Here is a 15,221-nt window from a genome sequence, read left to right as displayed (position 1 = left end):
CATGACTGCAAAGAGTGGGACCTGTGACGTCGGTCACGTGCGAAGGCCCCCGCGCTCGGCTGAGCGAGAGGGCCTCCGGTCGAGTCGTGTCAGGCGATGAGCTTCCAGGCCGTCCACGGGGTGCCGGGGGCGGTGCCGGTGGTCCACCACTGCGCCAGGTAGGTGTGGCCGAGGTAGGTCACCGTCTCGCCGCCGACGTACACGGTGGCCGCGCTCCAGGCCGGGAACGACCCGGCCGGGACCGGCGCCGGGATCTCGGTCCAGGGCCCACCGACCGCGCCGGGGACCTGGTTGCGCGTCCACCACTGGGCCCTGTACTTCTTCCCGTTGTCGACCACGACGTCGCCCGCGGTGAAGACCCGCGAGGGCGTCCAGACCGCGGTGCCGTCGGCGGCCGTCGCCAGCTCCTCCCAGGAGCCGGTGGCGGTGGAGCCGGGCACCTCGCCGGAGGTCCACCACTGCGCCCGGAACACCTTGCCCGCGTAGGTCACCTTGTCGCCCGTGTTGTAGACCTTGTGCGCGTCCCACGCGGGCGGTCCGGGAACGCCCTGCGCGCCGAGGCCGAGGTCGCAGCTCACGCGCCCGCTGTACAGCGCGTGACCCTCGCCGGGCGTGCCCGGGCCGGTGCCGAAGACGCCGTCGTCGGACCAGACGACCTCCTTGGTCCCGCCGACGCAGGTCGAGCTCGGCGCGATGGCGAAGCCCTCCAGGTTGTCCACGGGCAGGCCGGCCGGCTTGCTGTAGGCGACCTCGGGGACGATCGCGCCGGTCGAGCTGACCTTGAGCACGGTCGAGGCGACGCCGCAGGTGTTGTCGCACAGTGCCCAGATCCGTTGCGCGTCGGCGTCGTACTGCACGTCCATGACGTGTCCCATGCCGGTGTTGACGACCGCCACGCGGTGGAACGTGTGGTCGCTGTTGAGGGCGTAGGCGTAGAGCTTGCCGTCGTTCTCGAGCGCCGCGAAGTAGAGGCCGGTGCCGTGCAGCGGGTAGCTGCCGGGCTTGTACGTCAGGCCGGTGGAGGCGTCGACGAACCCGTTGGCCACGAGGTAGCTGTCCGGCACGAAGGTGGCGCCCTCGAACCCGAGGTTGGCCTCGGTCTTGTTGCCGGCGTGCAGCTCGGGGAACTCGGCGGTCAGGTCCCACTGGTCGGTGGCGACGAGCTGCGTGCCGGACTGGGCCGGGTCGAACCGCAGGATCGAGTTCAGCGGGTTGGTGTTGGCGGCGTTGTTGCGCTCGGTGGTCACGTAGAGGGCGCCGTCCTGGCCCACGGTCAGGCCCTCGGAGTCGGGCTGGTTGGTCGTCACGTCGGTGCTGCCGGGGAAGAAGATCTCCTTGCCCGCGGCCCAGCCGTTGCTCGTGTCGGAGACCCAGAGGCCGCCCTGCTTGACCAGGCGGAACACCCAGCTTCTTGTTCTTCACGGAGTAGAGGACGTTCGCGTTGCTCGGGTCGAACACCAGGCCGCTGACGTCCCGACCCTCGGGGCCGGTGGTCGTCGTCCACGCGCACTGGGCGTCCGCGACGGTGACGGCGGCCGAGCCGGGCCAGGCGGTCGGGGTGAGCGCCGTGGCCGGCAGCGAACCCGTCCCGGAAGGGGCCTCGGGCTGGCAGGGCAGGGTCGGACCGGTGCCGCCGCCTCCCGTCCCGCCGCCCACGGGCGTCTGGCACGCGGCGGCGTTCGACGCGCCGAAGCTTCTTGGTGGTCACCGAGACGAAGTCGCCGGACCCGTCGGGGCAGCGGGCGTAGGAGCCGGACCCGATGGGGTTCGTCTCGTCCGTGCCCGCCTGCCCGGCGGTGTAGGTCACCGAGTCGACCAGGGTGCCGGCGGTGCCGTTGGGGCCGTCGGGCAGGTAGAGCTTCACACCGTCACCGCCGCTGCCCAGACCCTTGGTGGAGGCCAGGTAGACGAAGCCGCGCGCCGGGACGACGGTGGTCGCGGTGCCGTCGAGGAGCTTCGCCGAGAACGCGGTGGCCGCGCCGGCCGCGCCGCTGTCGATCTGCAACCAGCCGGCGATGCTCACGTCGGCGCTGCCGCTGTTGTACAGCTCGACCGCGTCACCGACCGGGGTGCTCCCGTTGTCCGACGACACCTCGTTGATGCGGATGTGCGTCCAGTCGGGCTGGGCAGGCGCGAACCGGCTGGTGCCCGGCGACCCGATGTCGCCCGTGCTGGACGCCCACGACGCCTCGACGTCGCCCACGGCGGACAGCTGCCACTGCGACGGGTCGTCGGCGCCGAGCGCGGCGGCGCTCGTCGGGATGCCGGCGACGCCCTGCGTGCGCGGGCCCTTGACGGTGCCGGTGCCCTGGTCGTTGTAGGTGAGGCGGTCGACGAGGTTCGCGACGGCGTCGGGACCGTCGAAGAGGTTGATCTCGTCGGCACGCCCGAGGTTGGTGGTGTTGCCGGCGAGGATCTTGACGCCGGCGCCCAGGGCCCACTCGCTGCGGAAGCTCGCGTCCGCGGACTCGGTGACGAGGGCGGACTCGCCGGCGGCGAGCGTGCCCAGGCTGTCCAGCGGCACCGTCCCCGGCGTCTCGCTGTCGTCGTCGAACGACCAGCCTGCCAGGCTCACGGGCGCCGCGCCGAGGTTGGTGAGCTCGATGTACTCGCCCGAGGAGTGGACCGGGTTGTACATCCACTCGGTGATGCGCACCTGCGGTGCGGCGTCGGCCTGCGCCGCTGCGGGCAAGGCGATCGCCAGGGCGCTCAGGGTGGTCAGGACGGCAAGGGGCGCGACGGCGCGCGGGAGGCCACGTTTCACGGTCCGAGTCTGTCGACGTCGCGCGTACAGATCGGGACGTCACGGACAACGGCGGGCAAACAGCAGGGGTGCGGAGGACGTGTTCTGTTCTTCCCGGTGGGCCACACTGGGCGGAGCCCCCGGGAGGTGCCATGGACGCAACCAGCAGCCCACGCCACATCGCGCTCGTCGCGCACGACAACAAGAAGGTCGAGCTCCTGCGGTGGGCCGAGTACAACCGCGGGACGCTCGCGCACCACGTGCTCTACGCGACCGGCACCACCGGGACCATGCTCGAGTACGAGCTGGGGCTCCCCGTGCACCGGTTCCTGTCGGGGCCGGTGGGTGGCGACCAGCAGATCGGCGCGCGGATCGCCGAGGGCACCATCTCGATGCTCATCTTCTTCTGGGACCCGCTCGAGCCGCAGCCCCACGACCCGGACGTGAAGGCGCTCCTGCGCATCGCGACCGTGTGGAACGTGCCCATGGCCTGCAACGTCTCCACGGCGGACATGATCATCTCCTCCCCGCTGCTGGCCGGGGACTACGAGGGCACGCGACCCGACCTCAGCCCCCGCGCCTGGGAGGGTCCCCCCGACGAGGCGCCCTAGACTCCGGCTGTGACGGGCGGTGAGGTCGAGCTGGGCCCGCTCCTGGCGACCAAGCTGTACGTCCCGGGGGCGCACGGCGCGCTGGTCGACCGGCCGCGGCTGACCGAGCGGCTGGATCGCGGCGCGGAGTCCGCGCTCCTGCTCGTCTCCGCGCCGGCCGGGTTCGGCAAGTCGACGCTGCTGGCGCAGTGGGCGTCGTCCCGGGACGTCGCGTGGCTCTCGCTCGACCGCGACGACAACGACCCGACGAGGTTCTGGACGTATGTCGTCGCCGCCCTGCGCACGGCGGTCCCCGGCGTGGGCGAGACCGCCGGGTCGATGCTCGCCCAGGGCGCCCCGACGCAGGCGGTGCTGGCCGTGCTGCTCAACGACCTCGTCGCGACGCCGCACGACGTCCTGCTCGTGCTCGACGACTACCACCTGGTCGAGACGCCCGCCGTGCACGAGGCCGTCGCCTTCCTTCTCGACCACCTGCCGGAGCGGCTGCACCTCGTCATCTCCGGCCGCACGGACCCGCCGCTGCCGATGGCGCGGTTGCGGGCGGCCGGCCGGCTGGTCGAGGTCCGCGCGTCGGACCTCCGCTTCACGTCCGACGAGGTCGACGCCTACCTCAACCGGTCGATGGGGCTGCGGCTGACCGCGCCCGACACCGCTGCGCTCGAGGCGCGCACCGAGGGGTGGATCGCCGCGCTGCAGCTGGCGGCCCTGTCCCTGCAGGGCCGCGACGACGCGGGCGGATTCATCGCGGGCTTCGCGGGCGACGACCGGTACGTCGTCGACTACCTGGTCGAGGAGGTGCTCGTCCGCCAGCCGGAGCAGGTGCAGTCGTTCCTCCTGCAGACCTCGATCCTCGACCGGCTCACCGGACCGCTGTGCGACGCGGTCACCGGGCAACCGACCGGCAGGTCGATGCTCGAGGCCCTGGACCGCGCCAACCTGTTCCTGGTCCCGCTGGACGACCGCCGGCAGTGGTACCGCTATCACCGGCTGTTCGCGGACGTGCTCGGCGCGCGCCTGCTCGAGGCGCACCCGGACCGGCTGCCCGAGCTGCACCGCCGGGCGAGCGCCTGGTACGCGCACGAGGGTGCGGTCGCCGAGGCCGTCGGCCACGCCCTGGCGGCGGGCGATGTCGACCGCGCCGCGGACCTGGTCGAGCTCGCCGTGCCCACCATGCGCCGGCAGCGGCAGGAGGCGACGGTGCTCGGCTGGCTGCGTGCGCTGCCCGAGCCGGTCCTGCGCATGCGGCCCGTGCTGAGCGTCCACTACGCCGGAGCGTTGCTGTCGACCGGCCACCTCGACGACGTCGACGAACGACTGCGGGACGCCGAGCGCTGGCTCGACCCGGGTGCGGACCGATCGGTGATGACCGTCCTGGACCACGTCGAGTTCGCCAGGATGCCCGCTCTGCTCGCTCTCTACCGCGCCGCGCACTGGCTCGCGCTCGGCGACGTGACCTCGGCGATCGCGTCGGCCGAGAGCGCACTCGAGAACGCCGGTGACGCGGACCTGGTGCGCGGTGCCGCGGCCGGCCTGCTCGGGCTGGCGTACTGGGCGACGGGCGAGCTCGAGGCCGGGCACCGGAAGCGGGCCGAGTCGGCGACGAGCCTCGAACGCGCCGGGCACCTCGCCGACACGTTCGGCTGCGCGGTCGCGATGGCCGACATCCGGCTCGCGCAGGGACGGCTCCGCGACGCGCAGCGGACGTACGAGCGTGCCCTGGCGCTCGCCGGCCCCGCGCTGCGCGGTGCGGCCGACATGTTCGTCGGCCTGGCCGGTGTGCACCGCGAGCGCGGGGACCTGGCGGCCGCGGAGGACGACCTGGCCCGCAGCGACGCCCTCGGCGACCACCTGGGGCTCCCGCAGAACCCGTACCGGTCGCGGGTGGCGATGGCCCGGATCCGCGAGAGCGCGGGCGACCTCGACGGCGCGCTGACCCTGCTGGACGACGCCGAGCGCGTGTACGTCCCCGACTTCTTCCCCGACGTCCACCCGATCGCTGCCGTACGGGCGCGGGTGCAGATCCGGCAGGGCGACCTCGCCGGCGCCCGCAGCTGGGCGGACGGGCGCGGGCTGTCCGCCGACGACGACCTGGTCTACCTGCGCGAGTTCGAGCACCTGACGCTGGCGCGGCTGCTGGCCGCCTCGCCGGGGGACCGCGACCAGGCCGTGCGGCTGCTCGAACGCCTGCTGGCGGCCGCGGACTGCGGCGGCCGGACCGGCAGCGCGCTCGAGATCCTGGTCCAGCTCTCCCTCGCCCAGCAGGCTCGCGGCGACGGCCGGGCCGCGACGGAGGCCGTCGAGCGCGCCGTCGCGCTGGCGGCGCCGGAGGGCTACGTCCGCATGTTCGCCGACGAGGGCCGCCCGCTGGCCGCCCTGCTCGCGAAGGGCACCCCGGCGGCTCGTCGGCTCCTGGCCGCGTTCGGCGAACGCCCCGTGCGACAGCCGCTCGTCGACCCGCTCAGCGAGCGCGAGCTCGACGTCCTGCGGCTGCTGCGGTCGGACCTGGACGGCCCGGAGATCGCCCGTGCAGCTCGTCGTCTCCCTGCACACCGTGCGCAGCCACACCAAGAGCATCTACGCCAAGCTCGGCGTGAACAGCCGTCGCGCGGCCGTGCGCCGGGCCGAGGAGCTCGACCTGCTGGGGACCACCGGCACCTGAGCAGAGATCACCACATGTGGTGATCCGCGCTCACCACCTCGGCTCCTACTTTCCCGTCATGAGCCAGCCCCGAACCAGCGAACCGCACGACGGCCAGCGGTACGAGATCCGCCTCGAAGGGCACCTCGAACCTCGATGGTCGGCCTGGTTCGACGGGCTGACGCTCACCCAGGACGTCGACGGGACGACGGTCGTCCGCGGTCCGGTCCTCGACCAGGCAGCCCTGCACGGGCTGCTCCAGAAGGTGCGCGACGTGGGGCTGCCCCTCGTCTCGGTGTCGCGCATCGACGCCTCGCCCGAACCTCTGAACCCGAACCTCTGACAGGAGCACGCCATGACCACCATCGAACGCACGCAGACCCCGACCTCCGCCAAGGCCTCGACACTGCGCCGGACCGCGCGCATCGCGGGCTGGCTCTACCTGGCCACCTTCGTCACCTCGATCCCCGCCCGGGCCCTGTACGGCCCCGCGCTGGAGCACGGCTGGATCCTCGGTTCCGGCAGCGTCGCGGGCGTCCAGCTGGGTCTGGTCCTCGACGTCCTGTGCGCCCTGGCCGGCATCGGCACCGCGGTCGCGCTCTTCCCGGTCGTCCGGCGGCAGAGCGAGGGCGTCGCGCTCGCCTTCGTCGGCAGCAGGACGCTGGAGGCCGCCGGCCTCGTCCTCGGCGTGGTCAGCCTGTTCGCCGTGGTGACGCTGCGGCAGGCCGGCGGCGAGGCGGCGACTCTGAGCACCACCGGCGACGCGCTCGTGGCCCTGCACACCTGGGCCTATCTCGTCGGCCCGGGCGTCCTGTCCGGCGTCAACGCCCTGCTGCTGGGATCGCTCATGTACCGGTCGCACCTGGTGCCCCGCGTGATCCCGCTGGTCGGTCTGATCGGCGCCCCGCTGCTGCTCGCCTCCGACGTCGCGACGATGTTCGGCGCCTTCGGTCAGTTCTCGTCGCCGGCCGCCGTCGCGGCCTTCCCGGTCGCGCTGTGGGAGCTGTCGGTCGGCCTGTGGATGGCGTTCAAGGGCTTCCGTCCGTCGCCGATCACGGCCGATCTCGTCTGATCGTCCGACCCGGTCCGGCCCCTCGAGCGAGGGGCCGGACCTGCGGCGTCCCCCGACTGCCGACACATCGGTCGTGACCCGGGTCAGCGTCGTTGAGCCGCCCGCGTGGTCGCCGCACCCCAACGGCTGAATGAGCGGCTGAGACTGAACCGACGGCCTGGCTGGCCCGTCATGGGGTGCGCGATCCTTGTGACATGGACCTGCGCGTCGAAGTGTCGGATGCGGACATCGCCATCGCCCGGCGGCTCTGGAGCCGCGCCGCGAACGGTGGTGCCGAGCCGGCGCGGGTCGAGCGGCTGCTGTCGGACTACGTCCAGCTGATCAGCGCCCAGGCCCAGCAGATCGCCGACGACTTCCGGCGCCGGCAGCTCGACGGCGCGGCCTGAACGGCCTCAGTCGACGTCGGTCAGTCGAAGAAGGTCAGTCGAAGAAGGTCAGTCGAAGAAGGGCGGGAGGAGGTCGTCGTCGGCCTCGTCGGCCGCCGACTGCACCCCCTGCGTCGGCTGCTGGTCGTTCTTCGGCCTCCACCACGGTGCGTTCATGATCTCGATCGTCCCGCCGTGCGGACGCCCAGGTCAGGGCCGAAAGACCCGATCGGACCGCGCCGGCGCCGAGCGCCGTGTCGTCGCCGGTTGTTCCGATCCCGTCCGCGTCCCGTTCGTCACCGGCGTCGAGACTGGAGGTCGTGACCACCACCGCGTCGCCCGCGCTGCACCACCGCCTCCCCGTCCCCGGGTCCACGGTCTGGGCCGTCGTGCACCCGATCGGCCCGCTCCCGACCGATGGCGCCGCCGACGAGCGGTTCGTCTCGGTGATGGGCGAGGTCAACGGAGCGCGCCTGGACGCGCCCGGCTGGGGCTATGCGCAGGTGTGGTCCTCCGAGGAGCTGTGCCGCCGGCACGCCTGGTCCCTGCAATGCGTGGGCCGACGCTTCTACGAAGGGCTGGAGGTGCGCCGGGTGCTCGTCGTCGGCCCGGCGCTGTTCCGCCTCGCGCCCTAGGGTGAGTTCCGGACGTTGTGCGTCCGGAAGGCGAGGAGCGTGGCCGGTGACCCGAACCCGACGGCGCGAGCGCTGACGGCGCTCGAGCCATCTCGGCGAGCCCGGGGATCTCCGCGGAGCGGATCGCCGCGCGGCTGGGCGTCTCCGAGCGTGCCGCCCGGCGCTACGTCGCGACCCTGCGCGAGGCCGACATCCCGATCGTGTCGGTCCGCGGGCCGTACGGCGGCTACCGCGTCGGCCGGGGCCTGCGTCCGCCCCCTCTCGTGTTCACGGCCGCCGAGGCGCTGGCGCTCGTGATGGCGGTGCTGGACGGGCACCACGACGCCGACGACCCGGACCAGCCTGTCGGCGCCGCGCTCGGCAAGATCGTGCGGTCGCTGCCCGAGTCCGTCGCCGCGCCCGTCCGTGCGGTGCGCGACGTCGCGGCGCCCGCACCCGACCGGGCGGCGGCCCGACCCGACCCGTCCATCGCCACCGTGCTGGTGCAGGCCTGCTCGGCGCGCACCCGGGTGCGGCTGACGTACCGGTCGCAGAACGGCAACACCTGGCAGCCGGAGGTCGAGCCGTGGGCGGTCGTCGTCCGGCACGGTCGCTGGTACCTGCTGTGCCACTCGCCGTCGGCCGACGCCACGCGTGCCTACCGCGTCGATCGGGTCGCCCGGGTCGAGCTGCTCCCGGAGACGTTCGAGCCACCGCCGGACCTCGATGCGGTCGCGGAGTCGAGGCGCACCTCGCGGTGGGCTGGGAGCATGCCGTCGACGTGGTGGTCCGGGCGCCCGCGCACCGCGCGGCCGAGTGGTTGCCGCGAGAGCTCGGGCGCCTGGAACCGATCGACGGCTCGTCGTGCCGGCTGGTCGGCAGCACCAGCGACCCGCCCTGGTACGCAGGACGACTGGCGACGGTCCCCGTGCCCTTCGAGGTGCTCGGCGGACCGGAGCTGCGCGCCGTCGTGCGGTCGCTCGGTCGGCGTCTGCTCGATGCGAGCACGGCTGCTCCTTGAGCGCTGGGGTGGGCGCGAGGAACATGAGCGCATGCGATCGGTCGGCACGGCCACGGTGGGTCTGGTCGAGCGCACCGGCGAGACTCGAGACCCTCGTCGCGCTGAGTTCGACGGTCACCGGTGGCAGCGGTGCCGGCCGCGTCGTCGCCGTATCCGGTGAGGCTGGGGCAGGCAAGACGTCCCTCGTCCGCGCCGCCTACGCGCAGGGGTCGGTGCTCTGGGGCGCGTGCGACCCGCTCTTCACGCCGCGGCCGCTCGGACCCCTGCTCGACGTGGCCCGGCAGCTCGATGACGACGCCGTGCTCCGCGCCACGGCCGGCGGGCCGCCGCACGAGGTGGTCGACGCGTTGGTGCACGCGTTGGTCCGGCGGCCGGGAACCGTCCTCGTCCTGGAGGACCTGCACTGGGCCGACGAGGCCACGCTCGACGTCGTCCGGCTGCTCGCCCGCGGGATCGCGTCGGTGCCGGCCCTGGTGGTCCTGACCTACCGGGACGACGAGCTTCGAGCGCGCGCACCCCCTGCGGATCGTCCTGGGCGAGCTGGCGACCAGCGGGATCGTGCACCGGCTGCGGGTCGAGCCGCTCACCCTGGCGGGGGTCGCCGAGATGGCGGCCGCCGACGACCTCGACCCCGACGAGCTGCACCGCAAGACCGGGGGCAACCCGTTCTTCGTGCACGAGGTGCTGGCGGCGGGAGCCGTCCGCAGCGACATCCCGGACACCGTGCGTGACGCCGTCCTGGCGCGCACGTCGCGGCTGAGCCCCGGCGCGCGAGCGGTGCTCGAGGCGGTCGCAGTCTCGCCGCGCGGCTGCGAGCTGTGGCTGCTCGAGCAGCTCGTCGAGGAGTCGGACGATGACGTCGACACCTGTGTCGAGGCGGGCGTCCTCACTCCGTCGCCGGGCGCGGTCGCCTTCCGGCACGACTCGCGCGACTCGCGGTCGCCGCGACGACATCCCCGGCGCGTGCTCGCGGGCTGCACCGGCGAGCGCTGCACGCGCTGTCGGCACCCCCCGACGGTGTGCCGGACCACGGGCGCCTCGCCTACCACGCGGATGCCGCCGACGAAGCGGCTCAGGTGCTCGCGCACGCACCACAGGCGGCCGCCGACGCCGCGGCCGTCGGCGCCCACCGTGAGGCCGCGGCACTGTACCGGCTCGCGCTCGCACGCGGTGCACGGTTGCCGCCGCGTGAGCGGGCCCGGTTGCTCTCGCGGCTCGCGGAGTCCTGCTACGTGACCGACCAGTACGACGCAGGCATCGCCGCGCTCGAGGAGGTCGTCCCGCTCTATCGCGGGCTGGGGGACGCGCGCGGCGAGGGTGACGCCTTGCGGCACCTGTCCACGTTCTTGTGGTGCCCCGGTCGGACCGAGCAGTGCTCCGCGGCCGCCGTCCAGGCGGTCGACCTGCTGGCGGGGATCCCGGGCCTCGAGCTCGCGCGGGCCTATGCGAACCTTGCGCACGTGTGCGCGGCGGACTGCCGGGCTGACGAGGCGCTGGTCTGGGGTCGGCAGGCGGTCGAGGTGGCCGACGCCGCCGGGGCCGACGAGGTTGCCCTGGACGCCCAGGTCACGCTCGGGGTGTGCGCCTTCGGGGAGCAGGGGCCGGGACCTCTGCAACAGGCCGTCGAGCGTGCGGACCGCGCCGGCTGCCTCGCGCCCGCGATCCGCGGCCGCATGCTGCTGGGAGACATGGGGGTCGAGCACGGCCAGCTGGACCTGGCCCGGCTCAACCTCGATGCGGGCCTCGAGCTCGCCAGCGAGCTGGGTCGCGAGACTCGACCGGTTGTACCTTCTCGCGCACCGGTCTCGGCTCGCGCTCGCGGAGGGCAGGTGGTCCGACGCGGTCGACGACGCCGAGGCCGTTCTGCGGGTGCCGCGAACCTCGACGACCCCCCGGATCCATGCGCTCGTCGTGCTCGGGCTGGCCCGGGCCCGCCGTGGAGACCCGGGTGTCGACGGGGTCCTCGCCGAGGCGTGGCGGCTGGCCGAGCCCACCGGGGAGCTGCCCCGCATCGCGCCGGTGGCGATCGCCCGCGCCGAGGTCGGCTGGCTCACCGGGCGGCGGGCCGCGACCGTCTCGGCCGTCGACGACGCTCTGCCGCTCGCGCTGGACCGCGGGGCGGACACCGTCGTGGACGCGCTGCTGCGGTGGGCTGACCGCGTCGGGTACGACACCGGGGCGTCACGGCCCGCGGGGCTGAGGCCGGCCGGCCCGTACGCGCTCGCCCTGGCGCTGGCGGACAGTCCCGTTCCGGAAGACCTGCGGCGAGCGGTCTCGGACCTGCAGCGGATGGGCGCCGTGCGGGCGAGCGCCGCGGTCGGCCGGCGGCTGCGTGAGCTGGGCGAAGGCGGCATCCCGCGAGGGCCACGGTCCGCCACCCGCGAGAACCCGGCGCAGCTGACCGCCCGGGAAGCGAAGTGGTCGGTCTGCTCGCGCAGGGCCTGCGCAACGCCGACATCGCCGAGGTTCTCGTCCTGTCCACGCGCACCGTCGACCACCACGTCGCAGCGGTCCTGCGCAAGCTGGGCGTGAGCACCCGGGCGCAGGCCGTGCTGGCCGCCTCGGCCCTCGGGCTCGGCCCGGAACCTGGGTAGTCGCACTGCCCAACCTGGGCAGTCGTGCCGATGTGGGGCGCGGCGGCCCGCTCCTACGTTCGAGAGCACCAACGAACGAACAGGAGCACGACATGCCGCGCTATGTGGTCGAGCGAACCTTCCCCGACGGACTCCTCATCCCGATGACAGAGCAGGGCGCCGCGATCTGCCGCTCCGTCGTCGACACCAATGCCGACGTCGCCGTCACGTGGGTCCACTCCTACGTGAGCCAGGACAAGTCCAAGACCTTCTGCGTCTACGACGGGCCCGACCCCGAGTCGATCCGTCGCGCGGCAGTGCGCAACGGACTGCCGGTCGACGTCATCACGCAGGTCGCCGTCCTCGACCCTTACTTCTACGTCTGACGGGGGCACGGACATGTGGAAGACAGCAGCAGCGGTGGGCGCGGGCCTGCTCGCGCTCGGTGGGGTCGTCGCGCTCGCGCAGGGCGGGTCCCCGGTGGGTGCGCACGAGAGCACGCACAGCGGCATGGGTGACATGACCGAGATGCGCACCCTGCACGGTCCCGGCCACCAGATCGACCTGCGGGCGGTCGGCCGTGCCGGGGCCGCGACGGCGAAGTACTTCTCCCTGCCGACGGCGCGGGCGGACGGCTACGCCCCGCTCGCGGACGCGGCGGGGATCCAGTGCATCGACAAGCCCGGCGTGGGGGCGATGGGAGTGCACTACGTGCGCGGCGACCTCGTCGCCGACCCGACGGAGAACCCGCTCATGCCCGAGGCCCTCGTGTACGAGCCCACCCGGCAGGGCGGCCTGCGGCTCGTGGCGCTCGAGTACGTCGTGCTGCAGGCCGACTGGAACGCCAAGCACGCGTCGCCGCCGCGGCTCTTCGGGCAGGAGTTCATGGCCGTCGACGGCAGCAACCGGTACGGGCTCCCACCGTTCTACGCGCTGCACGTGTGGCTGTGGCAGCGCAACCCGAGCGGCCTGTTCGCGGACTACAACCCCGCCGTGAGCTGTGCGCTGTCGACCGAGAAGCTATGACTGAACGGTTGGTCGCCGGGCGAGAGTACTTCGCCTGGCGATCCGGCGCGCTCGCCCTCATGCCTGCGCGAACTGGTGTGACAGGAGTCGCACGACGTCATCCGCGATCGGACTGGGCGATACCACCGGAGAAGGGGCGCCGCGGCGCGGCTCTGGTGGGGAGCCTCGGCACGACGCGGGACGTCGTCCGGCACGAGATCGCGCACCTCTACCAGGTCCGGCTCGCCGCGGCGTACGGACTGTCGTGGAGCGAGCTGGGCGGGGTGTTCGGCGCCTCGTGGACGCACCACACGTCGGACCGCGGCGGCACCGCCAAGCAGGCCTGGGGGGACGGGATGTTCGGCGGCTACCTGCCCTGAGGGTGTAGAGACGTCCCCGTGAACTCCTTCCGGGACGGCGAGCTCCTCTGGCGCGAGCGGATGTCGCTCACCACGGTCGTGCTCGGCTCGCTCGGGGTGGCGCTCGGGCTGGTCGTGCTGGCGGCCGGGATCTCCCGCACCGTGCACCCGGTCGTCGGCTCGCTGAACGGTCCACTGTTCTGCGTCGTCGGGCTCGCGCTCGCCTGGTTCAGCCTCGCGGGGTCGGTGCTGCCCGTCGTCGAGTCGCGGTCCACCGGCATCTACGTGCGCAACGTCCTGCGCGAGACGTGGGTGCCGTGGGCCGCGGTCCAGGCGATCGTGCCCAACGAGCGCGTCAATGTGATCCTCGACGCGGGCCGGTTCGTGGGCGCCTGGGCCGTCCAGCCCGGGCGGGGACGCGTGGCCGTCGTCGCCGAGCGCCTGAGCGACGACTGGCGAGCCGTCCGGCGAGCCGAGGGCGGTGCCCACGCCGTCCGCCGCCGGGCGTGGCCGCCACGCCTGGCGCTCGTCGTCCTCGCCGGCTACATCCTCGTCGTCCTCGGCGCGACACTCGCCCTCGGCTGAGACCACGGTCCAGCCACCCTTCCGCCCGTCGTCGCGCCCCTCGTCGAGAACGGCAGTCCGGCGCGAGAACGGCAGCTCTAACTGCCGTTCTCGTGCCGAACTGCCGTTCTCGAGCTCCAGAGGGGGTGGCGGAGGAGGGGGCCGGTCAGTCCAGGGCCAGCTCCAGGTCGCGCTCCAGCCGGGTCTCGACGGGCTGTGCCTTCGGCGTCCGCACCATGACGGCCAGCAGGACCATCGTGGCCGCGATGAACATGGCCGCGACGAAGAAGGCCCGGTCGGCACCGACGACGAACGCGTGCTGCGCGATCTCCGTCGGGGTGCTCCCCGTCGGGGTCGCCCGGCGCGCGGCCGACGACGCCACGGTCACCAGGATCGCCAGCCCGAGCGAGCCGCCCACCTGCTGGCTCACGTTGACCAGGCCGGAGGCCGCACCGGCGTCCTGGGGGGCGACGCCGGCCAGGCCGAGCGACGTGAGCGGGACGAACGCGAGGCCGTTGCCGGCGCCGAACAGGACGAGCGGCACCAGGACGCCCCAGTAGCTGCTGTCGGCGGAGATCTGCGACAGGACCAGCAGGCCCGTGGTCGACAGCGCCAGGCCGCCGACCATCAGCGGCTTGACCCCGACCCGGGACACGAGCGAGGCGCTCAGGCGGGAGGAGCCGAAGAGCACGAGCGTCAGGGGCAGGAATGCGAAGCCCGTGGCCAGCGGCGTGTACCCGAGGATCTCCTGCAGGAACTGGGTGAGGAAGAAGAACATCCCCATCATCCCGGCGACGAGCAGGAGCCGGGCCACGTACGACGACGAGCGCGTGCGGTCGGCGAACAGGCGCAGCGGCGTGATCGGCGACGGCGCCCTGAGCTCGACCAGGATGAACGCCGCCAGCAGCAGCGCACCGGCGGCGAAGGCGAAGATCGTGCCGAGGTCGCTCCAGCCGTCGCTGGCGGCACGGACGAAGCCGTAGACCAGCGAGGTCATCCCGAGGGTCGAGGTGGTGGCGCCGAGCAGGTCGAAGCGGCCGGGGTGCCGGGGCGTCTCGGGCAGGACGGCCCGCGCGAGCAGGATCAGGGCGATGCCGATCGGGACGTTGACGAAGAACACCCAGCGCCACGAGAGCCACTGCGTGAGCATGCCGCCGGCGATCAGGCCGAGCGCCGAGCCGCCGATGGAGACGGCGGAGTAGTAGCCGATGGCGCGGGTGCGCTCGCGGCCCTCCGGGAACCGGGCCATGAGCAGGGCGAGGCCGGAGGGTGCGGCGAACGCGGCGCCGGCACCCTGGACGGCGCGGGCGAGGAGCAGCTCGGTGGGGGACTGGGCGAACCCGCCGACGAAGGACGCGAGCGTGAACAGCGCGACGCCGCCGATGAGGACGCGCCGACGGCCGAGGATGTCGCCGGCACGGGCGCCGAGCAGCAGGAGGCCGCCGAACGCGAGCGTGTAGGCGTTCATGACCCAGGACAGCGTGGTCGGGCTGAAGCCGAGCGACGTCCGGATGTCGGGCAGGGCGACGTTCACGATCGTGGCGTCCAGGACGAGCATGACCTGGGTGGTGAGGATGGCGGTGAGCACGAGTCGCGACGAGGCGACACGGGCAACGGGGGATTGGGCAGACACGCGGGCCTCCGCGACGTACGATC

The 15,221-nt window shown here is 73.3% G+C and carries 16 protein-coding genes and 3 pseudogenes; 16 read left to right on the top strand and 3 right to left on the bottom strand.

Translation table 11 applies throughout. The features are described from left to right. Positions 1 to 89: 89 nt before the first annotated feature. Both AC38ZX_RS15875 and AC38ZX_RS15870 read right to left on the bottom strand, forming a co-directional pair. Positions 90 to 1,403, bottom strand: coding sequence for a carbohydrate-binding protein (locus AC38ZX_RS15875; protein WP_491295148.1), 1,314 nt, complete (start codon positions 1,401 to 1,403; stop codon positions 90 to 92). Further along, positions 1,304 to 2,764, bottom strand: a complete 1,461-nt coding sequence (locus AC38ZX_RS15870; RefSeq protein ID WP_491295147.1) for a lamin tail domain-containing protein — start codon at positions 2,762 to 2,764, stop codon at positions 1,304 to 1,306. Before AC38ZX_RS15870 ends, AC38ZX_RS15875 begins: the two co-directional genes overlap by 100 nt. Positions 2,765 to 2,895: 131 nt before the next feature. Here AC38ZX_RS15870 and AC38ZX_RS15865 point away from each other — a divergent pair, with 131 nt between their 5' ends. From AC38ZX_RS15865 to AC38ZX_RS15790, 16 genes and pseudogenes are all read left to right on the top strand, one after another. Next, positions 2,896 to 3,354 carry a methylglyoxal synthase gene (locus AC38ZX_RS15865; protein ID WP_426592867.1) on the top strand — a complete coding sequence of 153 codons (459 nt, stop codon included), beginning with the start codon at positions 2,896 to 2,898 and terminating at the stop codon, positions 3,352 to 3,354. Between the two features lie 318 nt (positions 3,355 to 3,672). Continuing rightward, positions 3,673 to 5,679, top strand: a pseudogene (locus AC38ZX_RS15860) (winged helix-turn-helix domain-containing protein); the annotation flags it as partial. Between the two features lie 199 nt (positions 5,680 to 5,878). After that, a complete protein-coding gene (locus tag AC38ZX_RS15855) occupies positions 5,879 to 6,013 on the top strand; it encodes a helix-turn-helix transcriptional regulator (RefSeq protein ID WP_491297452.1) in 135 nt (44 codons plus the stop codon). Between the two features lie 58 nt (positions 6,014 to 6,071). Then, positions 6,072 to 6,335: a DUF8691 family protein gene (locus tag AC38ZX_RS15850; RefSeq protein ID WP_426592865.1), complete on the top strand. Its 264-nt coding sequence runs from the start codon at positions 6,072 to 6,074 to the stop codon at positions 6,333 to 6,335. A gap of 12 nt (positions 6,336 to 6,347) precedes the next feature. Next, complete coding sequence (locus AC38ZX_RS15845; protein ID WP_491295146.1) at positions 6,348 to 7,064, top strand: DUF4386 domain-containing protein; 717 nt, start codon at positions 6,348 to 6,350, stop codon at positions 7,062 to 7,064. A gap of 194 nt (positions 7,065 to 7,258) precedes the next feature. Next, entirely contained in the window at positions 7,259 to 7,450 is a 192-nt protein-coding gene (locus AC38ZX_RS15840; protein ID WP_426592863.1) for a hypothetical protein, read from the top strand. Positions 7,451 to 7,749: 299 nt separating this feature from the next. Further along, positions 7,750 to 8,064 carry a hypothetical protein gene (locus tag AC38ZX_RS15835; protein ID WP_491295145.1) on the top strand — a complete coding sequence of 105 codons (315 nt, stop codon included), beginning with the start codon at positions 7,750 to 7,752 and terminating at the stop codon, positions 8,062 to 8,064. A gap of 89 nt (positions 8,065 to 8,153) precedes the next feature. Further along, positions 8,154 to 8,672 (top strand): annotated as a pseudogene (locus AC38ZX_RS15830) (helix-turn-helix transcriptional regulator); the annotation flags it as partial. Then, a complete protein-coding gene (locus tag AC38ZX_RS15825) occupies positions 8,630 to 9,064 on the top strand; it encodes a WCX domain-containing protein (RefSeq protein ID WP_491295144.1) in 435 nt (144 codons plus the stop codon). The pseudogene AC38ZX_RS15830 and the gene AC38ZX_RS15825, both read left to right, overlap by 43 nt. Before the next feature lie 23 nt (positions 9,065 to 9,087). Beyond that, positions 9,088 to 9,480: pseudogene (locus AC38ZX_RS15820) on the top strand (ATP-binding protein); the annotation flags it as partial. 142 nt (positions 9,481 to 9,622) lie between these two features. Then, positions 9,623 to 10,300, top strand: coding sequence for a hypothetical protein (locus AC38ZX_RS15815; RefSeq protein WP_491297542.1), 678 nt, complete (start codon positions 9,623 to 9,625; stop codon positions 10,298 to 10,300). Positions 10,301 to 11,481: 1,181 nt separating this feature from the next. Continuing rightward, a complete protein-coding gene (locus tag AC38ZX_RS15810; RefSeq protein WP_491295143.1) occupies positions 11,482 to 11,658 on the top strand; it encodes a LuxR C-terminal-related transcriptional regulator in 177 nt (58 codons plus the stop codon). Positions 11,659 to 11,750: 92 nt separating this feature from the next. Continuing rightward, entirely contained in the window at positions 11,751 to 12,023 is a 273-nt protein-coding gene (locus tag AC38ZX_RS15805) for a DUF4242 domain-containing protein (protein ID WP_491295142.1), read from the top strand. A gap of 13 nt (positions 12,024 to 12,036) precedes the next feature. Continuing rightward, complete coding sequence (locus AC38ZX_RS15800) at positions 12,037 to 12,663, top strand: hypothetical protein (protein WP_491295141.1); 627 nt, start codon at positions 12,037 to 12,039, stop codon at positions 12,661 to 12,663. A gap of 155 nt (positions 12,664 to 12,818) precedes the next feature. Then, on the top strand, positions 12,819 to 13,022 hold the full coding sequence (locus AC38ZX_RS15795; protein ID WP_491295140.1) for a hypothetical protein: 204 nt from the start codon (positions 12,819 to 12,821) through the stop codon (positions 13,020 to 13,022). 18 nt (positions 13,023 to 13,040) lie between these two features. Further along, positions 13,041 to 13,586: a hypothetical protein gene (locus AC38ZX_RS15790; protein ID WP_491295139.1), complete on the top strand. Its 546-nt coding sequence runs from the start codon at positions 13,041 to 13,043 to the stop codon at positions 13,584 to 13,586. A gap of 145 nt (positions 13,587 to 13,731) precedes the next feature. Here the strand turns inward: AC38ZX_RS15790 and AC38ZX_RS15785 are convergent, their stop codons facing one another. Further along, positions 13,732 to 15,198 (bottom strand): MFS transporter, encoded by a 1,467-nt coding sequence (locus AC38ZX_RS15785; RefSeq protein ID WP_491295138.1) that lies wholly within the window; start codon positions 15,196 to 15,198, stop codon positions 13,732 to 13,734. Positions 15,199 to 15,221 lie beyond the last annotated feature (23 nt).

The sequence above is a fragment of the Cellulomonas sp. McL0606 genome, assembly GCF_058248365.1.
Note: the sequence above shows the minus strand (reverse complement) of the source record. Positions and strands in the feature narration are given on the sequence as shown.